Origin of the sequence: Leptospira kemamanensis (genome assembly GCF_004769665.1) — a bacterium.
Lineage (GTDB): Bacteria > Spirochaetota > Leptospiria > Leptospirales > Leptospiraceae > Leptospira_A > Leptospira_A kemamanensis.
The window spans coordinates 360,963-382,352 of record NZ_RQGG01000032.1; the positions used below are offsets into that span (position 1 = coordinate 360,963).

The window sequence follows — 21,390 nt, forward strand, 5'->3', positions numbered from 1 at the left end:
TAAAAGAAACCGTGAAAGAGTAAGACAAAACAGGAGCCAAACAGATGTTAGAATTTGAAAAATGTAGAGACTGTCATCGTTCACTCCCAAAATAGAGAAGAGAAATGCGACGATGTGAAAAACGGGAGATCTGTCTGGTGAATGCAATTCCCCCGTTTCTAACAGGGAAATTGCTTGGACACCATACCAATAAATATCCTTTCCAAACAATGGGATTTAGTTGGAAATTTGAACTTTTTTGCCCATCATTTCGATGCCATTTGCGTTCTTTTTCACGGTTAAGGTATCACTAAAGATGACGGTCGATTTTTCTTCCGTGGTTTCTGAATATGGGCTATTGGAATCTAAACTTTGAGTTACTACTTTGTGATCCCTTCCAAAAATTTTAATTTTTGCTTCAGTGGCATTGGCTTCTAAGAAAACCCAGTTACCATCTAACACACGTTTTTCCTTTAAATCATCTAACCAAATGACAAAAGAACCATTCGAGCGAAATACATAATCCATTCTACCTTCAGGAATGTCTGCAAAATAAGCTTTGTTAACAACACCTGCTAAAATTGTGTTTTTGGATTTTTTCAAAATTTCATCTCTGAAATCTTTTGCGTTTTGATCCAATACGGTATAACGTTTTCCTTTTTCTCCCAGGAAAATGATCTCTGCAATCACTGTGTCTTTCCAAGTTTTCCCTGTTCTCACTTTTTTGATGGTAAAGGTGAATGTTTTCCCCGATAGAATTTTGGGAAAAAAGATTCTTTGTCCACCTTGTTTGTCAGCAATTGGAAGTGTAAAGGAATCAGATCCATTCGATACTAATAATTCGGTAACAGAACCATTTTTGTGAAACAGTGCATCTAACCTTTGGTAACCATTAAAAATTTCGATTCCTGCTAAATCAATTTTATCGTCCAGTTCTACTTGGAACGATTCCCCAACACCATCGGTTTTGACACCTTCCACCCAGGCAAAATCAATACTTCCATCAAACAATCCGTAGGCGGGATAATTTGGTAGAGTACTACTTGCAGTTACTTGTCCTTCCACAGGTTCTGGGTAAACAACATCGAGTTTTTTTCCGTTTTTGTAAAAGGATACGGTTTTGATTCCATTTGCTCCATCTGGTAAAAGATAGATCACATGAATCCCGTTAGTTTTAATTTTTAATGGAGTTTCTTTGGAACAGTCGAAATTAGTTGTATAATTTCCATCTTTATAAAAGGCCACATATCCTTTTTTCTCTTGGCATTCGATGGATATTTCATTGAAGTAAGCACGCCCGTCGGTTTTGCCCGCTTGGTTCCATTTGGCACCGTTGGAAAAAAAGATGGTGATCCCATCCAAACTAGTTTCTGGTTTCCAATGTTTTCCAGGAATGAACACGTTGATAGGGTTCGTTCCATCGGCAGACGATGCAGCTTGAATCCTTTCGATCACGATGGACGTTTCGATAGAACTATTTTTGCAAAGTAGCAATACGAATGACAAAAGAGTAAAGATGACTTTATTCAAGAAGGATTACCTCGGCAGAAGCAAAGAATCTGATACTCTTTTGTTCAGTTCAAGTAAAAAATTGATCGTTAAATCAAACCACCAAACACTTTTTTAAACTCTTCACTTCGCATAGCACCAGAAATACGATGAACCTCTTTCCCATTTTTGAATAAAATAAATGTTGGGATTCCTGAAATTCCGTATTTACTCGCAATTTCTTGTTTTTCATCGGTGTTCACTTTGACGATGGATACTTTACCTTTCCAATCTTTGGCAAGTTTTTCAAGCTCCGGAGCCACCATCTTACAGGGACCACACCATGGTGCCCAGAAATCCACAAGGATTGGTTTGTCATGAGTTTCGAGTAAGGTTTCAAAACTTTTTGGGTATGTGTCAGACATATTCACCCTCCTATTGATTAGACGATATACCTATAGGGGTATATGACATCGAGTGAATTTTTTAATGAAAATCGTTATTGATACGAATCAATTTTTCCAAATGGGAAGGAAAAGGTTCGATACTGAATCCAGGAAAAAATGACCAAAAAGCAAGTCCCTTCTTTCAAAACAAATCAATACTTTCAAAACCTTGTAATAACTGCACTTGGATTTGATCTTTCGAGGTCCTTTGTAATAAAAGATTCATATTGGAATCAAAATCATCACCCAATTTTAAATTCGGTTCTAATGGTTTTGCCAATGGTAAGAAAAAATTATCCCAATGGATTGGAATCAGCAAACGCGGTTTCAATTTTTTTACTGTCTCACTGTAATAGTTTTCTTGAAAACTCAATGGTTGTAATGACAACTGTGCAATTCCTAACAACAAAACATCCACATTGATTTTGTCAAAGGCACCTTCAACATAATTGGTACTACTTTTGATTAGAATTTTATGTTTTCCATGTTGGATTAGAAAATCAAAGGCTCCTCCTTCGATGTAGTCCGTTGCTTTGACCGGTTGGGTCAGTGGAGAGGCTATCGCGGGAAAATTTGAATCCGTCGCATTTGTTTTCCCAAAAATTCGAAAAGGTGGTGTGTGTTTGGACTCTAATACTGTGATCGAAAACTTTCCTAGTTTCACTGGTTTTCCCAATGAAAACAACTCCATGTTTTCTTCTTTTAAACCAGCACCGATTCCTACATTGATTGTGGAACTGGAACCAAATAACTTTGCATTGGTGAATTTTGCCACTAATGGTGCATCCATCACATGATCATAATGAGAGTGACAGACAAAAATTCCTTTTAAGCGATTGATCTTTGCCTTTTCCAAAACCGATTGGATGATGTTTTGATCCGATTCAATTTTCGAAAAGGCAGTTTTCCATAAGGAAGGCCTTGTAAAAAATCCATCCGTCAGGATTTGTGTTTCCCCATCATCCAAAAGAATTGATGTGGTTCCTAAAAAGGTAACTCGAACCTTCCCTTGCTTGATTGCCGCAGTTTGATTTTCATGTGGGAAATAGGATTCGTATAAACGTAGATCCCCAGAAGATCGAAACGCACAATCCATTCCAAACAAACTAAACATTGTCATAACAGATAATTGGAACCAAACCTGTTTTCTAAAACACAACCATTGCATTTTTTCTTTCATATTCTTTCTCCAGAATAACTCAATCGAAACTTAAGAACTGATCCATTGATACACTTACTTTCCTTCTGCCCAAGAAACTTCTCTTGGATCCGCAACACCTAGCAATCGATTGTTCTTGGAATCATTTAACACAGCACATACGGCACCAAAATCATTATCTAAATTTCCTTTTTCATAGACCTTATATCCTTTTTCTTTGAGAGAATCAGAAACCAACTGATACAAAGAGGTTTCCAATTCAATTCCACCTGGCTTATACGCATGTGGCGAAAAACTATCAGGCCAATTCACAGAACGAAATCTAGGCGCTTCTACGGCTTTTTGCGGGTCCTTCCCAAACACTACGACGTTTAGAAAGAATTGAATCATTGCTTGGCTTTGGACATCACCTCCTGGTGTTCCAAAACTCATCCACAACTTACCATTTTTTAACACCATACCGGGATTAGGTGTAATTCGGGGGCGTTTTCCTGGTGCAAGGGAAGAAGGGTGGTTTGGATCCAAACGAAACTGTGTCATCCTGATTCCAAGTGTGAGACCCGTACCTGGAACCATTGGCGATTGTGGAAAGTCACTTGGAGTCAGAGACACCGCATTACCAGCGGAATCAATAATACTAAGATACGTTGTATCCTTTCCATATTTGATTTCATTCACAGAATGTTCTTCAACTTTGTTCGCTTGTGAATGAAATTCTTTTGGTTTTCGTTTGGAGAAGGCCCATGGATTTCCAAAGGGAGGAGTTTTTCCAAATGCTGTTTTTTGAATCAGTTTACGTCTCATCTCCGCGTATTGTTTGGACATCAATCCATCCAAAGGTACATCAACAAACTTCGGATCTCCAAAATACTTTTCACGATCTGCGATCACGAGTTCAATCGCCTGTGAAACCGTATGGATATACTCAGGAGAATTGTGGCCCATGGATTTTAGATCAATACCATCTAACAACTGCAATATCATTGGCACCACAGCTCCCTGTGTCCAAGTTTGGTTGGATAGAATTTGGTAGTCTTTAAATGTACCGGATACAGGAATCTCCCATCCTCCAGAATAATTTGCCAAATCTTCTTTTGTAATTAGCCCATCTTTTTCTTTATGAAGTTTTTCGATGGCATCGGAAATTGGACCTTTATAAAAATAATTCCTTACAGCTTCTAACGCTTGTTTTCTGGAAAATCCTTTTTTTAATGCTACTTTCTCTTCCTTTGCCATCAACTTCCAAGTATTGGCAAGATCCATTCGTTTGGTTAGTTCCCCTTCTCGAATTGAATACCACCATTTTTTATCCAAATACACTTCAGAATTATATGGCATGAGAATGGTGAAACCCAACCTTTTGTACAAAGGTAAATCTAAATTCCTCACAAGAATTCGATTGGCAGGAAACCCTTCTTCTGCAGTTTGAATCGCTGGCTCCACAAGTTCGGAAAATGATTTGGTTCCATGATCTTGTAACAAACGTATGATGACATCAGGTGAGGCAGGAATTAACTGTGACAAAATAGAATTTTTTGGCATCACATCATAACCTTTATCCTTAAAAAAAGCAATGGTAGCTTTATTAGGAGCTATTCCTGCACCAATATAACTTTTTACCTGTCCTGATTTTTTTTCATAAATCAAGGTTGGAGCTACCGATGGAAAACTGGCAGCTTCACCATTTGTGACATTTAACACAAGCAATGCGGCTACAGCAGCATCAAATGCATTCCCTCCATTATCTAACACTTGCATCGCAGCTTTTGTCGCTAGAGGATTTCCTGTCGCAACCATATACTTTTTCCCGACACTCACATCTCGATAACTTCCTTGTGGATCCACATATCCAGAAACGATTGGCCGACGACTTCCCAAACATTGAAATATAAATACAAAAGGTAAAAAAATGAATAATAATTGAATCCTCGCTCTCATAAGGCCCCGTAACTTAGTTTTGGCTAAGATGGTAACGAAAATTAATTTCATGTCTAATCATTTTTCCTTGCGCCTATTCCGGCTTTACGCTCCAATCTTTGTTTCACAAAGGATTTCCGCTGCAATCCGGGGCGTGGTTATATCGTATAACTTCAATTTGTTTATAGAAAAAGAAAATGGGATTCTGATCCTGAATTGAAATACTTTTGTTTCTTTTAAAGTAGAGATTCAGAAACCTAATTCATATATACGAACAATTGAAAGTAAAGTTCCTATATGGAATCAATGCATTGGACAAGTCACTCCACTTGCGAGAGGGATTTGCAGGACTTGGTCTCTCTTTGCCACTTGTGGTGAAGAGAGACGGGAGCGAACGCGCACTCCGGAAAAGCCCGGTCCCTTCGGGACTCGCCCAGGTGTTTATACTCATTGGGTGATCATAGAAGACTTATATCAAACAAAGTGTGGAAAGGCGAAGTTTTCTTCCTAATTTTTCTGGAGATTGGATTTTCAAAAGACAGCTGTTACGTTTTATGGTAGGAGTTCAGGCGGGAATTTTCTCCCACAAGCCCACCTCCACCACCCAATGAGGGTGGGGGCCGGTATCGAACACATGAGACATAATATGCAATCGCTAGAAGCCAATCCGTTTTTACAATCTGACTACTTGCGGTTGGGAACTCCCAAACAACAAGAGTTGTGGGAGGATTTAGAAAAATGGAAAATTCTAAAAAACTTAATTGGGTTCAAACCAACACTTGCCGGCACCATTCCTATCGATATTGATACGGAATCAAGTGATGTGGATATATTGGTGAAATACAATGTGCCATCTCATTTACAAAAAATATGTTATGCGAAATTTCGCAATCTCCCTAAGTATTCTTTTTCTGAAAAAACCATTTCACTTCGTGTTACACTGATTTGTCGGTTTACGACACCCAATTTCCAATACGAAATTTTTGGCCAATCAGTGGAACCAACCGAACAATATGCTTGGATTCATATGATGGTAGAAAATCGATTTTTGCTTTTGGCAAATTCCAGTTTTCGAGAAGAAATTCGAAACTTAAAACGGAATGGATTGAAAACGGAACATGCCTTTTGCCAATTGCTCGATTTAAAAGGAGATCCTTTTAAACTCCTATTGCAATGGAATCAAAAATCAGATGAGGAAATGAAAGAACTCCTTCTGAAACGAGGTTATTAAGTTAAGTTCTTTAATTTGGTCGATCTGCTTGATTTCGTGAATTGGATTCTGTTCGTCTGGTTGTTTGATTGAGTTAATTAAATCCGGTTAGTCAGGTTGGTGTAGTGAATTTGATTTTCCAATTGGATCTTCAATAACTTAGAAATACTGCAGTTTTCTACTTCGAATTGTTGATATAAGATTTCAGCTCATTTGTATAGTATGAATCTTGTAATTTAAACATTCCCAAATTGGCGAAAGGTTAAATTGATACGGGGACGTTTCACTTTTAAAACTTTTGGTAAAGAATGAAGCCAATGGTGTTGGATTTCCCCTTGCATCAAAAGTAAACTCCCTGGTTCCAAAGAAACTTCCACAAGTGTATTCTTTTTTTTATGTTTGAAACGAAAGATTCGTTCTGCTCCTAAACTCACGGAAGCAATGGTCGAATTTGGTTTGAGAGACGTTTCATCATCACTATGCCAAGCCATCCCTTCCGATCCATCATGGTATAAATTCAAAAGACAAGAGTTGAACTTCTCTTTTGTTTCTCTTTCTACTTCTTCTTTTAATTCCAAAAGATCTTTTGACCAAGGTAACGCTGTTTTGGTCGTACCCGAATACCGATAAGAAAAACCTTTTTCTGCATACCAAGCCACACTTCGTTTTGTGATGATGTGTTTGCCATAGAGGATGGCTTCATCGTGTTTCCATTCTATGTTGGATTGAAAGGTCTCAAAATAAAATTGGCTCTTTTTTGGTTCGAGAAATTGAGGAAAATAAAACAAAATTCCATCATAAGGCAAAAGGTTCTCATTGGGATTTGATGGGAATAAATTTGTCATTAGATCAGGGAGTGAGTCAAAAAACAGGAAACTGAAATTTTAAGTTTTGTTTTCTACCAAACTCCTTCCAAATCCAAGAAATTTCATCCCCTTTTGTCTAAAATTTTAGTTGGATTCCCTTGGAACCCAAAGAATCTATACGATAGTATGACCCCAACGAGAACAATACAAGCTTTCATCGATGCCAAAAAAGAAAACACCACACCTTCAGAAGAGGTTTGGAACGCTTTAAAAGGATACCGCCAATGGAATGAACCAGAACTCATTGGACTACGGAACGCTTCTGGATATTATCCAGAGATTTATTTCGAACCAGGAATGGATGAAACCATCTCCAAACTTCTCGCAAAATTCAAAGAGAGAGTGGTACCTCACAAATTTTAATGAATCCCATCACACCTAAAGTTTTATACCAAGAAGCAAATCCTTATGGTTCCTTCACTGCCTTCCTTGAAGAAGATGGAAGAACCATTTACTTATACTTACAATCACATAACAATCCAGAGTGGCAGATGAAAACACTTTGGGTTCGAAATATCATTGATGCACCAGATTCACGATCAGAAGAAGACTTTGATTTAGGTCTTGCACCAGTGCTCACCAAATCAGAAGTCACAGATCCCAAAGCACAGTCCTCACTCACGGAAGACCAAATTCATTTTATTTGGTCCGAAGAAGGAGATGCGGTTGCTTTATTTGTGGATGAAGAGTTACAAGCATACCTTCCTTCCTGGTCAGGAATCAAAGGCATTCATGGATATTCGAAATTTGCCAAAGAAGAAGCACCAACAGCGTCTCCACTCGGTGATCCCGACAATGGTGTGATCGCAGAACGTGTGAAGGGCAATCGCAAATTTTGGGAATCTGTCGCTGAAAAAGACCATTGGAAAAAAGCACAAACACTCCGATTGGAATTTTTAGAATCCAAACTTGGCAAACACCAAACCTATTGGTCTGCGGATGGTGGAAAGTATCCATCCCTTGGCATTGCTTCTTTTCTTCCCAAAGAGTTTCCTGGAATCAAAATTTTCTCCACCATTGGGATGAGTGTGCAAAACCAACCAAGTATTGAACTCTATCATAAAGACTATGAAAACTTTTCACGGATCGAACTTGTATTTGCAATCCAACTTCTAAAAGATGCACCAGATAAATCAGAAACATGGATCCAACATGTATTGGGTGAGATGGTGAAGTTCCCTTGGAACACTGGCATATGGTTTGGACATTCGCATACCATTCAAAATCCCAGAAAAGATCCTGATCAATTGTATCTAGATTTCAATTGGTTTGTCCTGCGTAACCTCACTGACGAACTCGACAATGGGATTGTAGATGGAGTGCCTATTCTAAACGGTCTTATCACGGAAAATGGAAAACGGACTAACTTTCTTTTTTTAACTCCCATCTCCACAGAAGAACGAATTTGTTTTATGAGAGAAGGTTCTCAAAAGTTTTGGGACACTTGGAAACAGGAAGGATACAGTTTTTTTCATGATTCCGAACGAAGAATGTTAGAATTCTAGATCTCTTTTCCAAAAAAAATCCGATTCAAACTCTAAAATCTGTCCGTTACTCAATATGATATGGCAGAGACGTATACAAAGTATTTCAATTTAGAGTTTGAACCCTTTTCTTTAGAAAGAATCCTCGAAGAGAAACAAGATTCCTCAGGATTTTTCCTCTCTACCGTATTCCAGAAGCGGTTTTCAGAAGAAGTGAATCTCAAACGCCATGAAGACCAGAAATTATGGATCCAATCGAAGAACCTTCGCTATGTCGTACTGGATGGAATCCAAAAAATTTCAGATGAAAATGGCCGATTAGAACCAACCAATATCCTCTACTTACTTGTTTTTTTTGATTTTAACTCCATCACAGAGTATGGATTCGAAGAGGTGTGTAATGTTCTCATCAAACGATATGATTTGCCTTCTCTCATCTTAAAAATGCCGGAGAACGACCATTTAGAGATATGGGGAAAGGATCATGCGAGGAAAAGTTATAAGAATGTGATCCATCCCAACATCGAATCACTCATGAAAGCACTCTTTGATTCCATCAATAAGAAGGATCATTTTCAGTTTATAGGCATGGAAAGAGCCAATTCAGAGAGAAAATCAGGGTTTTTAATGACAAGAAGGGGTTTCACAAGGGCAATCGCTTAGATTTTTTTGCGAGAGACCCTCTATAAATGAAAAAACCCGCAGGTTTTGCGGGTTCACACAATCTTACTTCGATAGTTTCGAAGGAAGAATCGAATCTAAGTTATTTCTTAGATTTTTTCTTTGCAGCTTTTTTCTTAGCGGCTTTCTTTTTTGCGGCTTTCTTTTTAGCAACCATTGTGATCGTCCTTATCTTTTGATTTCAAAACACGGCTGTCCTTGGCAAACAGAGAGTGAATTGATACGACATAATTAAATCATATCATTTTAAATGTAAAGAAATTTTATTTTTTGCATGAATTTTTATTCAAAATAAAAAAACAGACTAATACTCATTCTACGGAACATTGATAACAATCTTACCGATTGATTGACCACTTTGCATTGTACGGAGTGCATCATGCATTGAATCGAACGTAAAAGTATGTCCAATGGTTTGTTTTGGTAACGATAACATCATTAAATCCGAAAAATGTTTTCGAAGATCATCAATTTCATTCCATAACCATATTAAATTGAATCCCATCACCGATTTATTGTCTGAAATCATCGATAAAGGATCAATTTTTGGTCTTGTGAGGTATGAATAGACGATTGAAAACCAATTTCGGAATGAATGTGATGGTGTGAAGTTAGCACTTCCATAGGTAACAAGCCTTCCCATTGGTGCTAAGAGATCATAACTGTCCTGAAAATAACGACCACCTAAACATTCTAAAACGATTTTTAATGGTGCTCCACCGAGAATTTTTTTCATTTCTTCTTTGAAATGAGGTGATCGTACTAAAAATTTTTGATAACCAACCTCTTTTAAGATCGAAAACTTAACGGAATCACCTACAAGTCCAATCGCAATTGCATTTTTTTTCTGTATGATATGACCTGCCATGATACCAACACCACCAGCAGCACTATGTACGAGTACATGATCACCTTCCTTCACTTGTGCAAGCGGTATCAGTGCGTAGTACGCAGTGAGAGCTTGCACAGCAAAAGCTGCTCCATCTTGCATACTCCAATCCTTCGGAAGTGCAAAGATTGTTTTTTCTGAGATATTGAGATGAGTTGTATACGCACCAAAACGTGTGACACCAAAAACTTCGTCACCAACCTCAAAATCCTTAACATTTGGGCCTATTTTTACGATTTTCCCTGAAAATTCTAAACCTGGAATGAAACTTCCTTTCGGAGTTGCTGAGTACAAACCATAAACGGAAAAAACATCGGCAAAGTTAAGTCCTATTGCTTTTACTTCTACAGTGACTTCATCCCCTTCTGGTGGGGCTAAGAGTTCTTTTTTTCTTTGCAGATTGTGGATGGATCCAGTTTTTTCGATGCGGTATACTTCTCTTTGCATATTGGGTTAAAAAAAATTCAATTCCAGTACCATGAAACCATTTTTCTATGGTAGAAGAGTCTACATAAGAGAACACCGTGGAACTAAAACAAACACCTTTACATTCAATTCACAAAGAAATGGGAGCCAAGATGGTTCCTTTTGGCGGATGGGACATGCCAGTCCAATACACTGGAATCATCCAAGAACATTTGACAACACGATCGAACGCCGGCCTCTTCGATGTTTCCCATATGGGTGAAATTTTTGTCACTGGTGATGCCAAAGATGTTTTGGATTTTTTAGAATCGGTCACTTGCAATACAGTTTCTTCCATGAAAGAAGGCCAAGTGCAATACAATGCAGTGGTGAATGAGAATGGTGGGCTTGTCGATGACATAACCGTTTATAAATTCAATGATTCCAAGTACATGATTTGTTCCAATGCCTCCAATTATGAGGCCGTTACCAACCATTTACAAAAATATGTGAAAGGAAATGTAACTGTTAACAATGATAGTAAAAATTGGCACCAAATTGCATTACAAGGCCCCAAAGCAGATGAAATCTTGACAAAATATTTAGGAAAAGATTTATCTTCGATACTTTATTATCATTTTGCAGAAGTGAATTGGAAAGGAGAGACCATCATTGTGTCTCGCACTGGTTATACGGGCGAAGATGGTTTTGAAATTTATACATCAAACACATTAGGTGTATCTCTTTGGAAAGAGTTATTAGAAATTGGAAAACCATTTGGACTCGTTGCCGTTGGTCTTGGTGCACGAGACACACTTCGTTTAGAAGCAAAATATCCACTGTATGGACATGAACTGAACGCAGAATGGACACCGGTGGAATCCGGAATCGGTTTCATCGTAAAAGAAAAATCGAAACCTTACCTTGGCTACGATCGTATCATCGCAGATAAAAAAAATGGCCCTAAATCCAAAGTGGTGGGCATTCGCCTCATGGAACCAGGTGTTTTACGAGAAAATTTCCCCATTTTCTCCGGAGAAGGGAAAGAAATTGGGAAATCTACCTCAGGAACCCACTCTCCCAGCCGGAAGGAATCCCTAGGACTTGCCATTCTGCAAACCGAATTCGCAAAAAACCAAACGGAAGTATTTGTGGAGATTCGTGGGCAGAAGAAATTGGCTAAAGTAGAGACTGGTGCCTTCATCCAAGGCAGTGTCCGAAACAATCGCTAAACCAAAGATGTAAGGAAAAAAACCATGGCAGACACACAAGCAAAAGACGGTTATTATTATACTGAAAAACATGAATGGGTGAAGGTAGAGGGTGATGTAGCTCTTGTTGGAATCACTGACTTCGCACAAAATGCATTAGGTGACATTGTTTTCATCGACCTTCCAAAACCTGGAAAACAAATCAAAGCAAAAGATAGCCTTGGAACAATTGAATCTGTGAAAGCAGCAGAAGATTTGTATTCTCCAATCTCTGGTGAGGTAGTGGAAACCAATGCATCTCTCGGTTCCAATCCACAATCAGTGAATGCAGAACCTTTTGATACTTGGATGGTAAAATTAAAAAACATCCAAACTTCTGAGCTTGGAGGCCTACTCTCCGCTGCTCAATACAAAGAATACGTTTCCAAATTGGATTAATAGGAGTTATTTTCAAGTGAGTTCCGTAAAACCTTCATCGCCCATCCATTCCCCATACGAAGAAACATTAGAACCAAGTGACACTTTCTTACGCCGTCATGTTGGTGTGACAGAGGATACTGTTTCTGAAATGCTTTCTACCATTGGTTACAAGGAATTGGATGATCTGATCAATGATGCCGTACCGGAAAACATTCGGTTGCGTAAGGAACTCAATTTACCAAAACCCCTTGGTGAATATGCCCTACAAAAAGAATTAAAGAAGATTGTTTCGAAAAACAAAATCTATAGATCATATTTGGGACTTGGGTATTATTCTTGTATCACTCCACCCGTGATCCAAAGAAACATTTTAGAAAATCCAGGTTGGTACACGGCTTATACACCTTACCAAGCAGAAATTGCACAAGGTCGTATGGAAGCACTCATCAACTTCCAAACCATGATCACTGATCTCACTGGAATGGAAATTGCGAATGCATCCCTTCTCGATGAAGGAACTGCTGCGGCAGAAGCAATGAATATGTTGTTTTCTTTAAAAGAAGACAGCCAAGGAAAATCTTTCTTTGTTTCCCAATCCGTTCACCCTCAAACCTTAGATGTGATTCGTACCCGCGCAATTCCACTCGGAATCAACATTGTTGTTGGTTCTTTTAAAAAGATGGTTCCTTCCAATGATTTTTTTGGAGCGATTGTCCAATACCCATCTACTGATGGAACCATTTATGATTTTAGCGAATTCATCGAAAGCCTACACAAAGTAGGTGCGAAAACGGTTGTGGCTGCGGATCTCTTAGCACTCACCATTTTAAAATCACCAGGCGAAATGAATGCAGACGTCGTTGTAGGAACCACACAACGTTTTGGATTGCCACTTGGTTTTGGTGGACCTCATGCCGGATACTTTGCAACCAAAGAAGAATACAAACGTAATATGCCAGGCCGCCTCATTGGTGTTTCGAAAGATTCCCAAGGAAAACCGGGATACCGTCTCAGTTTACAAACACGGGAACAACACATTCGCCGAGACAAAGCAACCTCTAACATTTGTACGGCGCAGGTATTACTCGCAGTACTCTCATCCATGTATGCAGTGTACCATGGTCCCAAAGGACTCAAACAAATTGCATCGCGTGTCCATAGAATGACAACGATACTCGCTACTGGACTCGAAAAGTTAGGATACAAAGTGATTTCACAACCTTACTTTGATACGATTCGAGTGGAACTTTCTAAAATTTCTTCCGCAGAAATCATTCATTATGCAGAAGAAAAAGAAATCAACCTAAGACAAGTATCTGGTCACGTGATCAGCATTTCTTTAGATGAAACAACAAACATAAAAGACATCAAAGACCTACTCGAAGTCTTTAATGAAAACAAAGCACTTCATTTTCCTTTGGAAGACTTAACAAGCAAAGAAGAATGGAAAATTCCAGAACTACTTGAAAGAAAGTCATCTTATTTAACTCACCCAGTATTCAATAGTTTCCACACAGAAACCGAGATGTTACGTTACATTCGTAGACTCGAAGCAAAGGATTTATCCTTAACTACGTCAATGATTGCACTTGGTTCTTGCACAATGAAACTCAATGCATCAACAGAGATGTATCCTGTTACTTGGCCAGAACTCTCGAACATCCATCCTTTTGTTCCAGAAAACCAAACAGAAGGATACCGCACACTGTTTAGCCAATTGGAAAAATGGTTATGTGAGATCACTGGTTTTTCTGAAGTATCTCTCCAACCAAACGCTGGTTCGCAAGGAGAGTATGCGGGATTACTGGCGATTCGGAACTTCCACCAAAGCCGTAACGATATGCACCGAGACATTTGTCTCATTCCCATCTCAGCTCACGGTACAAACCCTGCATCAGCAGTGATGGCAGGTTTCAAAGTAGTTCCTGTTAACTGTGATATCAATGGAAACATTGATGTAGACGATCTCAAGAAAAAAGCATCAGAATACAAAGACAAGTTAGGTGCCCTTATGGTAACCTACCCTTCTACCCATGGTGTTTTTGAAGCATCCATCAAAGAAATTTGCCAAACCATTCACGACAATGGTGGGCAAGTCTATATGGATGGTGCCAATATGAACGCACAAGTGGGATTAACACGACCTGGTGATATTGGTGCCGATGTTTGCCATTTAAACTTACACAAAACATTCTGTATCCCACACGGTGGTGGTGGTCCAGGTGTAGGACCAATTGGTGTGGCAGAACACCTTGCTCCTTTTTTACCAGGACATAGTCTTGTCGAAAATGGATCGAATAACAGCCAGTGGGCAGTATCTGCAGCACCTTGGGGATCAGCATCCATCATTGTGATCTCTTGGGCTTACATTGCGATGTTAGGTTTTAAAGGTCTTCGTTATGCGACAAAAATTGCCATCCTCAATGCCAATTATATCGCAAAGAAACTAGAGTCTGCTTTTCCTGTGTTATACAAAGGAAACAAGGGACTTGTGGCTCACGAATGTATTCTCGATATGCGTGGATTCAAAAAAACCAGTGGAATCGAAGTGGAAGACATCGCCAAACGATTGATTGACTATGGATTTCACTCACCTACTATGTCCTTTCCAGTTCCTGGAACTCTCATGGTCGAACCAACAGAATCAGAATCCAAAGAAGAGTTGGACCGATTCATTGATTCCATGTTATCGATTGCTCAGGAAATCAAAGACATTGAGTCAGGTGTTCTTTCCAAAGATGATAACCCTCTGAAGAATTCTCCGCACACAGCAGACATGGTCATCAGTGATGCTTGGAATCATGCATATCCAAGAGAACGCGCTGCTTATCCTCTTCCTTGGCTTCGTTCTAGAAAATTTTGGCCAAGTGTAGGACGTGTGGACAATGTGTACGGAGATAGGAACTTGGTTTGTTCTTGTATTCCGATGGAAAACTACGCCGTATCCCAATAAGCAAACTAACTCATGTTTTACGAAAAACATATTTTTGTTTGTGAAAACCAAAGGGCACCCGGTGAACGGGTGTCTTGTGGGAGCCAAGGTTCCATCGAACTTCTCAAACTCTTAAAACAAAAAGCCGCCAAAGCTGGAATTGAATATAAGTTTCGTGTTCAAAAATCGGGATGTCTCGATCGTTGTGAACTTGGTCCGATCCAAGTATCCTACCCCGAAGGCAAATGGTTTGCGATGAAATCAGAAGCAGACGTTGATACCATTTTAGAATTCTACCTAAAGACCGACCAACCAGAGAAATACAAACACCTCATCGTCGCTGACGATACCGTTTCCTAAAACCCGAACCAAACGCACGCTGAACACGAACTTTTCTTCAAAATTTTTTTGAGCAGAGACGGGAGTTCTAGCGTTTTCAGAGGACTTGTGATAGGTTGGCGTCAATGGGTGGCGGGTGGATAACCCCACCCATTGATCAGGGCGGGGAGAGTGTACCCACAAAATTCCCACTCCCTCTCCTTTTTTCCCACTTGACCAAATCTCCCACTCCGATCCAATTCCTCCACTTATGAAAAAAATTTCCCGAATCCTCCTTATCTTTTTTGTAACGGTGATTCTACTTTTCTCATTGTTTCTCGGCTTTATTTACATGATGAGCAACAATCGAATGGAAAACACGTACACTGTGAAACCAACCCCAATTCCCAAGTTTGTTTCCGCTTCTGACCTTTTGGAAGGGAAACGTCTCTACCAATCCAGGGGTTGTGGTGATTGCCATGATGTCGATGGAAGTGGTAAAACCTTTATCAACGACCCAGCGATTGGAACGATTTCAGGTGCTAACCTAACAGCAGGTAAAGGTGGAATATTACTCGATCGAAGTGATGAAGAATTGGCCATCGCCATTCGACATGGAGTTGGGAAAAATGGTAGAGCACTTATTTTTATGCCATCCACAGATTTCCAAGGGATGACCAACGAAGATGTTGGAAAATTGATCGCTTACCTTCGTTCCTCACCTGCTGTGAACAAAGAACAAGGGGAAATCAAACCAGGCCCATTAGGAAGATTTTTATTTGTCATCGGAGAAATTCCAATATGGGTTTCAGCAGAACAAATCAATCATGAAGTTACACATTTAGAAAATTTAAAACCTACAGTTTCGTTAGAATATGGAAAGTATGTAGCAGCAACTTGCACGGGATGCCATGGAATGAAGTTGGTTGGCGGACCTATCCAAGGGGCACCACCTGAATGGCCACCTGCACAAAACATTACAAAGGTGGGTTTATCTCATTACAATGAAGTCAGTTTTATCCAATCCATCCGAACCGGGAAACGTCCAGATGGATCGGAGATCCGGTTTCCAATGCCTTGGCAAAGTTTGGCAATACTTACCGACATAGAACTCAAAGCACTTTGGTTGTATTTACAATCAATTTAATCGAAACGACACATAACCTAATCCTCGTTGTAAAATGAGATGATTAGATTAAATTAGTTTTCCTTTTCAAAACTCAGTTCCACTCCATTTTCAATTTCTTTAATGGATTGGAACTGAACAATTGAATTCCCATCCAATACATTGGAAAGTTCCAAACTAAAACCTTTCGTTTTAATCATCTTACTACCAGGTGTCCAAGACCCAGTAAATTGTTTTATTTCCTCATCATTTAACTTTAATTTTGCGACGAAGTCTTGTCCATTCCCAGAAACATCCATACGCAAATTTTGTGGACCAAGTTTTGGATTCCAATACATAGAAGACCATGAACCCGTGAACTGAGAAGGTAATTCTTCCAATGACATTGCCCTTTTTTTCACAACTGTTTTTGGTTCATTCCAAAATACAGAAACGAAGTTGGAATCTTTTGATTCAGAACCAAACTCTGATTTAGAACGAACAGAATACAAAAAGAGATCTCCTGATTTCCCAGGAAACACTTCAGAAAAGTTAGTTTTTTTGCCATCTACATTTGTCACAAATTCTAACTTACCTGGTTTACCATTCAGGATAGGTTTTCGATAGATATAGTATTCAAAACTATCTTTCACCGCCTCCCATTTTAAGGTTACCATTTTGTCTTTACCTACTGGATTTGAATTCAATTGTTTTGGCGCGGCAAGTGTGACTCCACCCGCACGTTTCGTCAATCCAGGGCCTGTTTTTCCAAAGGCAACTTCACTTGGCTCCGCATAACCTAAGTCATTTGCTGCAATTACGGTATAAATAAACGATTTTCCATTTTGAATGGTTGTATCTGCATCCGTATAAGATGTACCAGAAACTTCAAATTGGCCTGATGGTTCCGCATTTTCATCAAATCGAAATAAATAATAGTTTTTGGCACCAGGAGCAGCTTTCCAACTCAATTGAATTTTATTAGCATAATCTCCGTTTGTTGCAGATAAAGAACTCACTTGGTTAGGTAATAAAGATTGGTTGGCAACCTCAACAGAAATGGAATCACTCCAATCAGAAGTCAGTTTAGAATTCAATACTGCGTTTACACGGTAATAGTTTACTTCTCCTGACTTTGCAGAGTTATCGACGTAGTCAGGTGTTTTACTTGTACCAATGGTTTTCCACTTAAAAGATGAATCTGCTTTGGCGATATTATAGTTTGCTACACCATCAATCTCCGACCATGCCAACTGAACACTCGTAGAACTTCCATTGGAAAACACAACTCCACTGAGTCCAACCACTTGTGTTAAATTTCCATCCTCAGGAGGTTCCGAAGAAGTAAAACCTTGCACTTCCATAGAAGCAAGCGAAACTTCTTCTGTCCCAATTGCCAAAATTCTATACGCATAAGTTGTGTTTGGTGATACAGAGACATCTGTAAAACTTGGTTTGTCTGAATATGCCAAATCAAAAAAGTCAGCCTCTTCCTTTCTTTGGATCAGATAAGCAACGGCTGAATCTTGGTGGTTCCAAGTGAGTAAAATTTTATCATCAAAATCTCCTTTGGAAACTTTGATTTCAGAAGGTGCAAGAAGTGGTTTTTTAGTTGGGTTTACACTCACTGTTGGAGTTGGAGTATTTTGTGGTGCAGGCTCATCAATGATCGCATACGTTTCTTGGCCAACTTTAGCCAAGATGGAATAGGAAACCCAACCATATCCTTTGTCTCCCCAATTGGTTCCCCAAGAATTTTGAAGTTTAAATGCTCCTTTTTTCCCTGATTTAGACTTTTTGTTATCATCGTATCCAACAATCGTCATAGCGTGACCACCATAACTTTGGCCACCATTTGCATCGTAAACAGCAGAACCTTTTAATTTATAAAAAGCATCATCAATGATCATACCCACCATAACAACGTTTTTACCTGCTAACACGCGCTTAATTTCATCAGGATTTTTATAATTCAACCGAGAAAATGATTTAATTTTATATTTAAGAGCTTCTTGTTTGGATTCCTTTGAAGGTTGTGACAAATAATCTTTGTCGGTGTATGGCATACTACTCCATGGAGCAACACCATTTGATTTTAAGAACTCCATGGTTTTGTAATAATACAATCCTTTGTCTTCTCCGCCATTTTGTTGGTTATAAATAAATGCTGGAGAAAATACAAAATTACCTTTTCCACCTGCAAATGGAGGGTCGTATTCGGTGCTTTGTCCTTTGCTTTTTAATAAGTAGGATTTGATCGCATAACCAGTTGCCCATGCAACACAACTATTTTGTCTACCTTGGTTTCCAACAGGTGGCATTTGTGCTGATAAATCGATGGAAGAAGGTAAATCTTCAAAAGAATTAAAATCACGTTTGAGTGGAATTGTATCTTGAACTTCCTTGGGACTAGGAATATAACCACAAGAAAAAGTACCTGGTTTACATCCAGGGGAACGTACACTGCTTGGGTCAAATTCTTCTGCAACAATTGTATTGAAAGAAAACAATACAATTCCGAGGATCATCATTTTTATTTTTAGGTTCATGGTTTCATCCTTTCTATAAACTTTATAATGTCTTTTTTTGGTTTCCAATTCGGTTCGTTTATTTCCTCTAAACGATAATAAAACTTTGATTTGGTGGAACCAAATCGAAACTGCACAAAATTATAACTAATTCCAGTCATTTGTTCTTCCGGTAATGTTTCGAATGGAAATTTTTGAATCCCTTTCGATAACAATCCTTTCATCCATGTTTCATATTTGGATGCAGAAATCTCTTTTGTCTCCTCGACTAGGAGTTTTCCTTTTTTGATGATCTTACGTGTTAAAAATATTTTTTTGGAGTCTGCAAAGAGATGATATGTTTTTGCATACCGGTATTCTGGTGCCACGGCTCCTGAACTTTCTTCCCAAACTAAATCCATTGGTTTCCAATTGCCCTTATGGTTTTTCAGATTCGTTTTTGCTTCCAACTCTCCTACCAAGGTGAACCCAATGGACAAAGAGAGAAATATCTTTACAAGGAATCCCAAAGTGGATCGATTCCATCTTGTTTTGTAGAGAAAACAAGACATTTTTTTAAGAATAACGCTGTTCGAAATTTAGATGGAGAATTCTAAAAATCGTTCTAAAAACTAGTATGGATTTAACTACTTCCAATTTCAGATTTGAGCCATTTTTTTTCACCGATGGATTTCTTCATATTTTCAATGAGAGCAACAGAGATATTGGTATTGAGTTTTACCATGTCTGGGTCTTGGGCAACTAGGATCATCTCATCAATCAAATAATCAATTAAGTTCTCAATAGACTTACGTCCAGAGGGATCAGTGGCCATCGCAACTGTTGCCTGTGAAATCGCAGAATAAATAGTCATACTAATTTGTTTGGTTAGGTTTGCCTGCATATCTTTCGGTAAAAAAGAAATTGGTTTCATATTCGCTGAAACTCTTTCGGAAACTTCTGTCACTAAGTTTTGGATGAGAGCCTGTAAATTTGGATTTTGAGCGGATTGAGCAATATTTTTAATCGCTACTTTTTTTAACTCTGCTCGATTTTGGTCGATGGCATTGACAAGTTGATCTAAAGAATTACCCGATCGAACTTCATTTTGTGTTTCTGTTAAAATTTGAATCGTAACAATATCAGAAATTTCTTCTTTGATGATATTGGAATAATACCTTAATGTTTTACTGATCAAATCATTTCCCAAAATTTTTGTGAATTGATTGGTTTGTAACATCAAATAAATTTTATAAACCCGCACCAAACGAAAGAATCGAAACTCTACTACAGGGATGAGTCCAAGTACGTCATACCAATGATAAATTGGATATAAAAACCAAGCAATGTAGGTTTTGTTTTTGATCGCCAAAAGCCAACTTAAGGCAAACTCTGCCAAAAAGAAAAAGAGAAATGGTGCATCTAACAACAAATAGTTGTTTACTGGACTTCCATCAGAGGAAATGGCTCGATAATAATTAAGCGCAAAATACTCTCTGAAATGAGTATTAAAAAATTCAATTTTTTGTTCCAAGGAACGATTTTGATCTCTCCAAAACCAAGCAAAGGCAACCACTGTAGATGGAATTCGATCTCGATTTAAAATTGGATCCAATTCTTGTCTCAGTTTTAAGTCTCTCGCTTTTGTTTTATGAGTTTGGTATTCATTTTTGATACCAGTTTGTATCTCCAATAAAAATTCAGATTGTCCCGACATAGCAAAAGGATTGTTTTCCACAATTTCTAACATACGTTTGTCTAATTTTTGGATGATCGACAATATTTCTTTAGATTCATTTGCTTCGATGCTCAATCGATTGATAAATGCATACTTTTCCGATAACTCACCAAGTGTTGTGATTTCATCGGTCTCTTCCATGACACTAAAAAATTCATTGATTTGAAACAGAATCTCTTCCACTTTTTTTCGCCTCACTTGGATATCTTCCAATTGTAGGGCGGATTCATATGCTTGGTATAACGAATCAAATTTTTCATTTGAAACTTGTGTTTTGAGAGTAGTTAAGACTTTATAAATTTCTTCTCTTGTATTTTTTCTTTGGTTTTCCCGAAACTCATCATCACGTAATTGGGTTAAATACTTAAGATCATCCACCAAATCAGTGTAAGCTGTTGTGGTCCGGTGAGGTTCAATCCCTAAAATGGGTTTGTCATACATAGAAAGGATTTCTGGGAATTTATGAAAATAAAAAGGCCTAAGACTTAGATAACTAAGATCAAATATGATAAGAGCCAAGTTTCCCAGGACAACAAACACCATGGCGATGTCCCATAAGAGTGGAATGCCCAATTTGTGTTTTTTGATTAAATCCCAGGAAATCATAACATTACCAAGGGCAGATTGTTTCTACC

Annotated in this window: 19 protein-coding genes; 10 read left to right on the forward strand and 9 right to left on the reverse strand. The window is 38.5% G+C overall.

The genetic code is table 11. The annotated features are described in order from the left end of the window. Nucleotides 1-216: 216 nt before the first annotated feature. The 4 genes from EHQ59_RS11820 to EHQ59_RS11835 form a co-directional block, all read right to left on the reverse strand. The gene (locus EHQ59_RS11820; RefSeq protein ID WP_135619843.1) at nucleotides 217-1,509 is read right to left on the reverse strand and encodes a discoidin domain-containing protein; all 1,293 of its coding nucleotides are present in this window, start codon (nucleotides 1,507-1,509) and stop codon (nucleotides 217-219) included. A 68-nt stretch (nucleotides 1,510-1,577) separates the two neighbouring features. Beyond that, on the reverse strand, nucleotides 1,578-1,892 hold the full coding sequence (gene trxA / locus EHQ59_RS11825; RefSeq protein WP_135619844.1) for a thioredoxin: 315 nt from the start codon (nucleotides 1,890-1,892) through the stop codon (nucleotides 1,578-1,580). A 163-nt stretch (nucleotides 1,893-2,055) separates the two neighbouring features. After that, nucleotides 2,056-3,033, reverse strand: a complete 978-nt coding sequence (locus EHQ59_RS11830) for an MBL fold metallo-hydrolase (protein ID WP_244245524.1) — start codon at nucleotides 3,031-3,033, stop codon at nucleotides 2,056-2,058. Nucleotides 3,034-3,147: 114 nt separating this feature from the next. Further along, nucleotides 3,148-5,010: a gamma-glutamyltransferase family protein gene (locus EHQ59_RS11835; protein WP_135620022.1), complete on the reverse strand. Its 1,863-nt coding sequence runs from the start codon at nucleotides 5,008-5,010 to the stop codon at nucleotides 3,148-3,150. 257 nt (nucleotides 5,011-5,267) lie between these two features. Between EHQ59_RS11835 and EHQ59_RS11840 the strand changes: the two genes are divergently transcribed. Together EHQ59_RS11840 and EHQ59_RS11845 are read left to right on the forward strand one after the other, a co-directional pair. Then, nucleotides 5,268-5,447 carry a hypothetical protein gene (locus EHQ59_RS11840; RefSeq protein ID WP_135619846.1) on the forward strand — a complete coding sequence of 60 codons (180 nt, stop codon included), beginning with the start codon at nucleotides 5,268-5,270 and terminating at the stop codon, nucleotides 5,445-5,447. Nucleotides 5,448-5,635: 188 nt separating this feature from the next. After that, entirely contained in the window at nucleotides 5,636-6,220 is a 585-nt protein-coding gene (locus EHQ59_RS11845) for a DUF4269 domain-containing protein (RefSeq protein WP_135620023.1), read from the forward strand. A gap of 215 nt (nucleotides 6,221-6,435) precedes the next feature. Here the strand turns inward: EHQ59_RS11845 and EHQ59_RS11850 are convergent, their stop codons facing one another. After that, nucleotides 6,436-7,044, reverse strand: coding sequence for an alpha-ketoglutarate-dependent dioxygenase AlkB family protein (locus tag EHQ59_RS11850; RefSeq protein ID WP_135619847.1), 609 nt, complete (start codon nucleotides 7,042-7,044; stop codon nucleotides 6,436-6,438). A 147-nt stretch (nucleotides 7,045-7,191) separates the two neighbouring features. On the opposite strand from EHQ59_RS11850, the gene EHQ59_RS11855 reads away from it, so the two are divergent. From EHQ59_RS11855 to EHQ59_RS11865, 3 genes are read left to right on the forward strand one after another with little or no spacing between them, the layout of a single operon-like run. Beyond that, nucleotides 7,192-7,428 carry a hypothetical protein gene (locus EHQ59_RS11855; protein ID WP_135619848.1) on the forward strand — a complete coding sequence of 79 codons (237 nt, stop codon included), beginning with the start codon at nucleotides 7,192-7,194 and terminating at the stop codon, nucleotides 7,426-7,428. Further along, complete coding sequence (locus tag EHQ59_RS11860; protein WP_135619849.1) at nucleotides 7,428-8,570, forward strand: suppressor of fused domain protein; 1,143 nt, start codon at nucleotides 7,428-7,430, stop codon at nucleotides 8,568-8,570. The genes EHQ59_RS11855 and EHQ59_RS11860 overlap by 1 nt, the downstream gene beginning before the upstream one ends. 60 nt (nucleotides 8,571-8,630) lie before the next feature. Continuing rightward, nucleotides 8,631-9,212 carry a hypothetical protein gene (locus tag EHQ59_RS11865; RefSeq protein ID WP_135619850.1) on the forward strand — a complete coding sequence of 194 codons (582 nt, stop codon included), beginning with the start codon at nucleotides 8,631-8,633 and terminating at the stop codon, nucleotides 9,210-9,212. A gap of 334 nt (nucleotides 9,213-9,546) precedes the next feature. Here EHQ59_RS11865 and EHQ59_RS11870 read toward each other — a convergent pair whose 3' ends face one another. Continuing rightward, nucleotides 9,547-10,566, reverse strand: coding sequence for a synaptic vesicle VAT-1 family membrane protein (locus tag EHQ59_RS11870; protein ID WP_135619851.1), 1,020 nt, complete (start codon nucleotides 10,564-10,566; stop codon nucleotides 9,547-9,549). A gap of 77 nt (nucleotides 10,567-10,643) precedes the next feature. Here EHQ59_RS11870 and gcvT point away from each other — a divergent pair, with 77 nt between their 5' ends. The 5 genes from gcvT to EHQ59_RS11895 all read left to right on the forward strand — a co-directional run bounded on the left by gcvT (nucleotide 10,644) and on the right by EHQ59_RS11895 (nucleotide 16,552). After that, nucleotides 10,644-11,756, forward strand: coding sequence for a glycine cleavage system aminomethyltransferase GcvT (gene gcvT / locus EHQ59_RS11875; protein WP_135619852.1), 1,113 nt, complete (start codon nucleotides 10,644-10,646; stop codon nucleotides 11,754-11,756). A 24-nt stretch (nucleotides 11,757-11,780) separates the two neighbouring features. Continuing rightward, on the forward strand, nucleotides 11,781-12,173 hold the full coding sequence (gene gcvH, locus EHQ59_RS11880; RefSeq protein WP_135619853.1) for a glycine cleavage system protein GcvH: 393 nt from the start codon (nucleotides 11,781-11,783) through the stop codon (nucleotides 12,171-12,173). Between the two features lie 16 nt (nucleotides 12,174-12,189). After that, a complete protein-coding gene (gcvP, locus tag EHQ59_RS11885; protein ID WP_135619854.1) occupies nucleotides 12,190-15,108 on the forward strand; it encodes an aminomethyl-transferring glycine dehydrogenase in 2,919 nt (972 codons plus the stop codon). A 12-nt stretch (nucleotides 15,109-15,120) separates the two neighbouring features. Then, complete coding sequence (locus tag EHQ59_RS11890; RefSeq protein ID WP_135619855.1) at nucleotides 15,121-15,447, forward strand: (2Fe-2S) ferredoxin domain-containing protein; 327 nt, start codon at nucleotides 15,121-15,123, stop codon at nucleotides 15,445-15,447. A 328-nt stretch (nucleotides 15,448-15,775) separates the two neighbouring features. Then, nucleotides 15,776-16,552: a c-type cytochrome gene (locus EHQ59_RS11895; protein WP_244245506.1), complete on the forward strand. Its 777-nt coding sequence runs from the start codon at nucleotides 15,776-15,778 to the stop codon at nucleotides 16,550-16,552. A 53-nt stretch (nucleotides 16,553-16,605) separates the two neighbouring features. Here the strand turns inward: EHQ59_RS11895 and EHQ59_RS11900 are convergent, their stop codons facing one another. The 3 genes from EHQ59_RS11900 to EHQ59_RS11910 form a co-directional block, all read right to left on the reverse strand. Then, the gene (locus tag EHQ59_RS11900) at nucleotides 16,606-19,059 is read right to left on the reverse strand and encodes a C1 family peptidase (protein ID WP_135619857.1); all 2,454 of its coding nucleotides are present in this window, start codon (nucleotides 19,057-19,059) and stop codon (nucleotides 16,606-16,608) included. Then, complete coding sequence (locus EHQ59_RS11905) at nucleotides 19,056-19,589, reverse strand: hypothetical protein (RefSeq protein WP_244245507.1); 534 nt, start codon at nucleotides 19,587-19,589, stop codon at nucleotides 19,056-19,058. Before EHQ59_RS11905 ends, EHQ59_RS11900 begins: the two co-directional genes overlap by 4 nt. A gap of 71 nt (nucleotides 19,590-19,660) precedes the next feature. Further along, the gene (locus tag EHQ59_RS11910) at nucleotides 19,661-21,361 is read right to left on the reverse strand and encodes a hypothetical protein (RefSeq protein WP_135619858.1); all 1,701 of its coding nucleotides are present in this window, start codon (nucleotides 21,359-21,361) and stop codon (nucleotides 19,661-19,663) included. Nucleotides 21,362-21,390: the final 29 nt, after the last annotated feature.

Coding starts and splice junctions, on each gene's coding strand:
- EHQ59_RS11860 (WP_135619849.1), top strand. CDS start 7,428: ATGAATCCCATCACACCTAAAGTTTTATACCAAGAAGCAAATCCTTAT.
- EHQ59_RS11835 (WP_135620022.1), bottom strand. CDS start 5,010: ATGAGAGCGAGGATTCAATTATTATTCATTTTTTTACCTTTTGTATTT.
- EHQ59_RS11865 (WP_135619850.1), top strand. CDS start 8,631: ATGGCAGAGACGTATACAAAGTATTTCAATTTAGAGTTTGAACCCTTT.
- EHQ59_RS11850 (WP_135619847.1), bottom strand. CDS start 7,044: ATGACAAATTTATTCCCATCAAATCCCAATGAGAACCTTTTGCCTTAT.
- EHQ59_RS11855 (WP_135619848.1), top strand. CDS start 7,192: ATGACCCCAACGAGAACAATACAAGCTTTCATCGATGCCAAAAAAGAA.
- EHQ59_RS11830 (WP_244245524.1), bottom strand. CDS start 3,033: ATGACAATGTTTAGTTTGTTTGGAATGGATTGTGCGTTTCGATCTTCT.
- EHQ59_RS11895 (WP_244245506.1), top strand. CDS start 15,776: ATGGAAAACACGTACACTGTGAAACCAACCCCAATTCCCAAGTTTGTT.
- EHQ59_RS11890 (WP_135619855.1), top strand. CDS start 15,121: ATGTTTTACGAAAAACATATTTTTGTTTGTGAAAACCAAAGGGCACCC.
- EHQ59_RS11900 (WP_135619857.1), bottom strand. CDS start 19,059: ATGAACCTAAAAATAAAAATGATGATCCTCGGAATTGTATTGTTTTCT.
- gcvH (WP_135619853.1), top strand. CDS start 11,781: ATGGCAGACACACAAGCAAAAGACGGTTATTATTATACTGAAAAACAT.
- trxA (WP_135619844.1), bottom strand. CDS start 1,892: ATGTCTGACACATACCCAAAAAGTTTTGAAACCTTACTCGAAACTCAT.
- EHQ59_RS11905 (WP_244245507.1), bottom strand. CDS start 19,589: ATGTCTTGTTTTCTCTACAAAACAAGATGGAATCGATCCACTTTGGGA.
- EHQ59_RS11870 (WP_135619851.1), bottom strand. CDS start 10,566: ATGCAAAGAGAAGTATACCGCATCGAAAAAACTGGATCCATCCACAAT.
- EHQ59_RS11845 (WP_135620023.1), top strand. CDS start 5,636: ATGCAATCGCTAGAAGCCAATCCGTTTTTACAATCTGACTACTTGCGG.
- EHQ59_RS11910 (WP_135619858.1), bottom strand. CDS start 21,361: ATGATTTCCTGGGATTTAATCAAAAAACACAAATTGGGCATTCCACTC.